We start from the raw sequence: 6,312 nt of genomic DNA on the forward strand, positions 1-6,312 counted from the left end.
GATGTGACTGCTGCCGCCGTGGCGACGCCCCGGGCCTCCTCCGTGCCGGCCAGCGCCCTGGAAGGGCAGTTGCAACAGCTTTTCCTGCAGGCGGACCCCGCGCTTCGCAAGCGCTTCATCGGTTGGGCCGTGCCACGCCTTTAAGTTTGCTCCCCGTTGCAGTAACGTGGGCACATCTTTGATTCCCGATGTGCCCATGTTGATCAGCGAGGCCCCCATGTTTGAATTGCACCCCCGCCTTCAGGCGGATACCCGGATACTCGGGGATCTGCCCCTGTGCCGCGTCCTGCTGGCCAAAGACAGCCAGTATCCCTGGCTGATTCTGGTGCCCCGGGTCGCCAACCTGCGGGAGGTCCATCATCTGGCCCCCGAGCAGCAACAGCAGTTGATGCAGGAGTCCTGCGCCGTCGCCACCCTGATGGAGCGGGCACTCGGCCCGGACAAGATCAACGTGGCGGCCCTCGGCAATCTGGTGCCTCAGCTGCACCTGCACCACGTGGCCCGCTTCAGCTCGGATGCGGCCTGGCCCGGTCCCATCTGGGGTGCCTGTCCCGCCATTCCCTATGAGGAGCAGGCCTTGCAAGGGGCGGCTGCCAGTTGGCAAACCCGTCTGGCTACCCTGGATGGATTTCAGCCATTTCTGACTGATAATCCAGTCAAGTGAGAGGTGGCTCGCGCTTTGGGCACCGGGATCACGCAATCTGTTAGCGTATCGCGCCGGTGCATGGTGACATGGGCGACACGAGTGACAGCCCCATTATTTCGATCAGCAGGAAGGTTCCATGATAGTGACAAGATCCGAGGATGATGCCGTATTGACCACAGAGGACGTACTGCTGAGCCTGTGCAATTCGGTGACGAGCGTATTGAGTGCGGCGACCCAGACCCAGGTGCGCTTCTCCGGCATGGTGCAGCGGATCAGCAAGACCTGCCTCAAGCCTGACATCGGCTGTTTCGTGCTGTTTGACGGCGGCTTCTCCGGGCTGGTGGTGATCAACTTCTCCGCCGCCGCGGCCATGGAGCTCTACCAGAGCTACATGCTGAGCATGGGGCTCTCCAAGGAGGATCTTGCCATCTCCCACACCTCGGACGAGGTGAGCAACGTCATGGGCGAGCTGATGAACCAGATCGTCGGCAGCTTCACCACCAAGGTGGGGCGCGAGCTGCAGACCCACATCACCCAGAACCAGCCCAAGATGCTGGCGCTCAACAAGCAGGTAATGCTGAGCGTCGACACCAACCTCGACAATCCCGAGACCCGCCGGGTGACCTTCTTCACCGCCAGCAACAACATCTTCTATCTGGAGCTGGCCATGGACAAGACGGAGTTTATCCGGATCCATGATGGCGGCGTGCAGGAGGAGGTGGATCCCGACGAGCTGATCGCCCAGGCCAAGCAGTCAGCCAAACCGGCCCCGGCGGCCGCGCCGGCGAGCAACGAGCACGACGATCTGCTGGATTCCCTCGGCATCTGATGGTCGAGGGTTGTGCAAATGAAGAGGCCACCCCGGGGGTGGCCTTCTTGCTTGGGGCGGGTCAGAAGTTGTAAAGCAGCCCGGTACTGAAGCGAAGCGCCTCGGCATCGTAGAAGTCGATGTCGGAGTCGGCGCTGGAGTAGGCAGCGGTGAAGGTGGCGGCAAGGGGTTTGATGCCGAACAGGTTGTGCCAGAAGAAGGTGCCATTGAGGGCGAACTCGCTGGCATCGGCGCGCTGGCCGAACAGGGGATTCGCCTCGTCATACTTGCGCTTGCCGGCGTAGAGGTTGCTCACGATGGACCACTGGGAGGCGCGCTTGGCATAGGTCAGCTGCAGACCGGTGTTCTTGAAGCTCTCCGCACTCCCGTCCAGGCGGGCCTCCTTGTAGAGGAAGGCGGGCTCCAGCAGCTGGTCGCCGCCGAAGTGGTACTGGTAGGAGACAGCCAGGTCGTGGACCTTGCCGTTGCGGCTCAGCATGGAGGCGTAGTGGGTGCCGTGGGTCAGGTCATATTGCTGGCCGCTGCGCTCCTCGTCGAGCTCCACTTCCCGGCTGGTCAGGGTGGCGTAGACGTTGCTGCCCCAGATCCTGTCCCAGGCAAAGCGCACCCCTTTCGAGGTGAGATCGGTGGCGCTGCGGTCCACGCCGGTGGCGAAGGGATCGCTCCACACTTCCACCGGCATGAGGTTGAACACCAGGGAGGTGGCGACGATACCCTTGTCACCCATCTCCTGGCGCAGACCGAGTTGCTGGGTAAAGTCGAAGCGCACCGCGTCCTGGATGAGGTTGCCGAGGAAGACCTGGGTGCGGGTATCGGCGAAGGTGTAGCGGATATCGGCATTGAGCAGCGGGCTCAGACCGCTTTCGCGGCCGGGGGAGCCCAGATCATCGATACGGCTGTTGCTGTCGTCACCGGCATAGAAGTTGGACTTGTGGCTGCCGGCATTGACTCCGCCCAGCAGAAAACCGGACCAGCCGGTCTGGCGGGGGATCTCCCCCAGATCGGCGTGGGCGGTGGTGGCGACCAGCAGGCCAAGGCTCAACAGAACATGATTTCGCATCGGGTATGCTCCTGACATAACGAATGAGAAGGGTGACAGTGCGCCCCGGTATCCCGGTGGGACCGGTGCTGACTGAGGCATGGCAGGCATGCTACCCCAGCCGGAGTGTGACGTTAATCAATAATTGAATACGCGACGGACAAGAGTTCATGGCGCCGTACTGGTATCCTGTTTGCGCAAGAAAAGGGGAGAAAACAACGAGATGAAGCAGATCAAATCCTGGGCGCAATATTACGTCGACCTGATGACCAAGCTGGGACTGGTGCGCTTCAGCATGTTCCTGGCCACCGCCATCATAGTGCTGGCCGTTTCGATCCAGATGGGGGTGACCCTGTTTTTGCGCGGCACCGTGGACATCGTCGACCTGGTGCGCTCTGTCTTCTTCGGTCTGCTGGTGACCCCCTGGGCCGTCTATTTTCTCTCCATCGTGGTGGATCAGCTGGAGGACTCCCGCCAGCGGCTAACCCGGATGGTGCGCAAGTTGCAAGAGATGCGCGAGCGGGATCTCGAGCTCAACAGCCAGTTGCAGGAGAACATCAGCCGCCTCAACGCACAGATCGCCGAGACCAACCGGGCCGAGACCCTGCGCCAGCAAGCCATCGAGGATCTCGAAAACGAAGTGTTCCAGCGGGAGAAGGCCCAGCTGCATCTGGGGGAGCGTACCGCCCTCTTGCGCTCCTTCATCGACTGCTCCCCCGATCTGGTCTATTACCGCAACGAGGACGAGCAGTTCTCCGGTTGCAACCGCGCCATGGAGGAGCTCACCGGCAAGGTGGAAGCGGAACTCATCGGCCTGACCCCGTTCGATGTCTACAAGCACGACATCGCCAGCAAGGTGGTGGAGACCGACAAGCAGGTCTTCGCCCAGAACGAGCCGCTCACCTATGAGCAGTGGCTGGAGTATCCCGATGGCCGCAAGGCCTACTTCGAGCTGCGCAAGGTGCCCTTCTTCGACCGCTTCGGCAAGCGGCTCGGCCTGCTCGGCTTTGGTCGCGACATCACCGAGCGCAAGCAGTACCAGGACAAGCTGGAGAAGGCGAGTCGGGACAAGACCACCTTCATCTCCACCATCAGCCACGAGCTGCGCACCCCGCTCAATGGCATCGTCGGCCTGAGCCGGATGTTGATGGATACGCCCCTCGATGCCAGACAGCAGCAGCAGCTCAAGACCATCCACCTGAGCGCGGTGACGCTCGGCAACATCTTCAACGACATCATCGATCTGGACAAGCTCGACCGTCGCCGGCTGGAGATTGCGCCGGCTCCGCTGGATTTGCCCGCCTTCCTCGACGAGCTGGAGACGCTGTCGCGCATCCAGGCGGAGCAGAAGGGGCTCTATCTGCACTTCGACCGGGACGGCGACATGCCCCAGTTCGTGATGGCGGACGGCACCCGGCTGCGCCAGGTGCTGTGGAACCTGGTGGGCAATGCGGTCAAGTTCACCGATGAAGGGGGCGTCACCATACGCTGTCTCGCCCACGCCGCTGATGAACCGGGCAAGCTGGCGCTGCACTTCGAGGTGGAAGACACCGGGGTGGGTATTCCCCGCGCCCAGCAGGAGAAGATCTTCGCCATGTACTATCAGGTGCAGGGCAAGAAGCACGCCACCGGCACCGGCATCGGTCTTGCGGTCTCCCGCCAGCTGGTGCAGGCCATGGGCGGTCAACTCTATGTGGACAGCGACCCGGGCGAAGGCGCCTGCTTCACCGCCGAGCTGGAGGTGGACTGCGTCGAGCCCAGGGCCGCAGCCCCGGAGCCAGAGATGCCCTCCCTCGACATCCTGCTGGTGGAGGATGTGGAGCTGAACGTCACCGTGGCCTGCGCCCTGCTGAACAAGCTCGGCCATCAGGTCAAGGTGGCGCGGGATGGTGCAGAGGCGCTGGCCATGGCCAACCCGGATGATTTCGACTTGATCCTGCTCGACATCCAGCTGCCGGACATGACGGGGTTCGATGTGGCGGAGCAACTGCTCGCGCGCTACGGCGACAGCCTGCCCCCCATGGTGGCGCTCACCGCCAACGCCACCGGCGATCGCCAGTACTACCGGGATCACGGCATGCAGGATGTGATCAACAAGCCGCTGGGCTCCAAGGCGGTGCGGGAGGTGATAGGCCACCTGTTTGCGGATCTCGCCGGGGACGAGGCGGACGAGCAGGACGATGTCCACCATCAGGATGCCCTGCTGGATCTGCCCTTCCTCACCGATTACGCCAGCACGGTCGGCAAGCCGGTGCTGCTCTCCAGCGTCGAGCTGTTCGAGAAGATGATGCCGGACTACATGGCGGTGCTCGACTCCAACATGATTGCCAGGGATCAGGCCGGTGTGGTGGAGGAGGCCCACAAGATCAAGGGGGCGGCGGGTTCCATCGGCCTGCGCCGGTTGCAGCAGACGGCCCAGCTTATCCAGAGCCCGGATCACCCCGCCTGGTGGGAGAACGTGGAAGACTGGATTGAAACCCTGCGCCGGGAATACCCGGGTGACATCGCCCGCCTGCGGCGCTGGCTGCTCTCGTAGACACGACGCCTCAGGCAAGGAGCCACGACATGTATGACCGTTTGATCCCCCCCGAGCGCATTCACCCCTGGGGAGACGAAGACCTGCTGGAGGCGACGGAGCAGGACCGCACCCGCATCGTGCAGGCGGCGCCGGTGCGTCGGTTGCAGCAGAAGACCCAGGTCTTCCCGCTCGATGTGAAAGCCTCGGTGCGCAGCCGCCTCACCCATTCGCTGGAGGTGCAGGAGACCGGTCGCCAGATCAGTCGCCGCATCCTGGCGGCGCTGCCGGCCGGAGTGGTGTGCGAGGGGGCCTTCATCAATCTGGTGGAGATGTCCTGCCTGTTGCACGATGTCGGCAACCCGCCGTTTGGCCATTTCGGCGAGCAGGTGATGAGTCAGTGGCTTGCCCAGGAGCTGGACGGCCTCTTCGCCCGTGCCCACGACCAGTTGCCGAGCCCCCAGTGGGCAACCCTTCGCCAGGATCTGCTGGTGTTTGACGGCAATGCCCAGAGCCTGCGACTGGTGCACAGCCTGCATGAGCTGAACCTCACCCTGGGGCAGCTGGCGGCGCTGTGCAAATACCCGCAGCAGCCCCTGCCGGGTCTGCACCATCCACAGGGCTATGGTCAGCACCACGGCTGGACCAGCAAGCGCGGCATCTTCTTCAGCGAACAACCCCTCTATCGTGCCCTCGGCCAGAGCCTGGGGCTGGCCGAGGGGTGCCGTCATCCGCTGGTCTACATCATGGAGGCGGCGGACGACATCTCTTACTGCATCGCCGATCTCGAGGATGCGGTGGACAGGCACATCCTCACCCAGAGCGAACTGCTGGCAGCCCTGCGCGAGGCGGACGAGGGCGGTTACATGGCCGACCTGCTCGATGAGGCGCTTGCCTCCGGTCGGGGGTTCTTCCCCCATTTTCGCCAGCATCTGACCCGGGATCTGGTGGCGCTTGCCGCCCATACCTATGTGGCCGAGCACGATCAGATCCTGAGCGGGGCCTATCCCCAGGCGCTGCTGCACGGCCAGGCTCCGGCAGCCCGGGTACTCGATACCCTCAAGCGGGTGGCTCGCGAGCTGGTGTTCATGCGCCCGGAGGTGGAGGCGCTGGAGCTGGAAGGCTATGCCGCCCTGCGCGGGGTGCTCTCCACCTACGCCTGCCTGCTGGCCCTTCCCGCCAGCCAGTTCGAGCGGCTGCTCGCAGGCAACGGCGGGAGCGAGCTCTTCTTTGCCCGGCGGCTGTTCCACCGCCTCTCTGCCCGCCACCTCAAGGCGTACCGG

At 63.5% G+C, this 6,312-nt stretch carries 6 protein-coding genes; 5 read left to right on the forward strand and 1 reads right to left on the reverse strand.

Features of this window, described 5'->3' with window-relative positions; translation table 11 throughout:
- The 3 genes from AACR77_RS10105 to AACR77_RS10115 form a co-directional block, all read left to right on the forward strand.
- Positions 1–144, forward strand: a 144-nt coding sequence (locus tag AACR77_RS10105) for a DUF2057 family protein (RefSeq protein WP_042881202.1), incomplete at its 5' end; no start/stop codon positions are given.
- A gap of 73 nt (positions 145–217) precedes the next feature.
- Positions 218–664: an HIT domain-containing protein gene (locus AACR77_RS10110; RefSeq protein WP_042881224.1), complete on the forward strand. Its 447-nt coding sequence runs from the start codon at positions 218–220 to the stop codon at positions 662–664.
- Between the two features lie 118 nt (positions 665–782).
- A complete protein-coding gene (locus tag AACR77_RS10115; RefSeq protein ID WP_029313837.1) occupies positions 783–1,475 on the forward strand; it encodes a DUF3334 family protein in 693 nt (230 codons plus the stop codon).
- 61 nt (positions 1,476–1,536) lie between these two features.
- Here the strand turns inward: AACR77_RS10115 and AACR77_RS10120 are convergent, their stop codons facing one another.
- Positions 1,537–2,535 carry a DUF2860 family protein gene (locus tag AACR77_RS10120; RefSeq protein ID WP_042881204.1) on the reverse strand — a complete coding sequence of 333 codons (999 nt, stop codon included), beginning with the start codon at positions 2,533–2,535 and terminating at the stop codon, positions 1,537–1,539.
- A 202-nt stretch (positions 2,536–2,737) separates the two neighbouring features.
- On the opposite strand from AACR77_RS10120, the gene arcB reads away from it, so the two are divergent.
- Positions 2,738–5,050, forward strand: coding sequence for an aerobic respiration two-component sensor histidine kinase ArcB (arcB, locus tag AACR77_RS10125; protein WP_042881206.1), 2,313 nt, complete (start codon positions 2,738–2,740; stop codon positions 5,048–5,050).
- Between the two features lie 29 nt (positions 5,051–5,079).
- A partial coding sequence (gene dgt / locus AACR77_RS10130) for a dGTPase (RefSeq protein WP_042881208.1) occupies positions 5,080–6,312 on the forward strand: 1,233 nt, incomplete at its 3' end.

This window comes from Aeromonas sp. ZOR0002 (genome assembly GCF_963866995.1).
In the GTDB taxonomy this organism is placed as follows: Bacteria; Pseudomonadota; Gammaproteobacteria; order Enterobacterales; family Aeromonadaceae; genus Aeromonas; species Aeromonas caviae.

Coding starts and splice junctions, on each gene's coding strand:
- AACR77_RS10110 (WP_042881224.1), top strand. CDS start 218: ATGTTTGAATTGCACCCCCGCCTTCAGGCGGATACCCGGATACTCGGG.
- AACR77_RS10115 (WP_029313837.1), top strand. CDS start 783: ATGATAGTGACAAGATCCGAGGATGATGCCGTATTGACCACAGAGGAC.
- AACR77_RS10120 (WP_042881204.1), bottom strand. CDS start 2,535: ATGCGAAATCATGTTCTGTTGAGCCTTGGCCTGCTGGTCGCCACCACC.
- arcB (WP_042881206.1), top strand. CDS start 2,738: ATGAAGCAGATCAAATCCTGGGCGCAATATTACGTCGACCTGATGACC.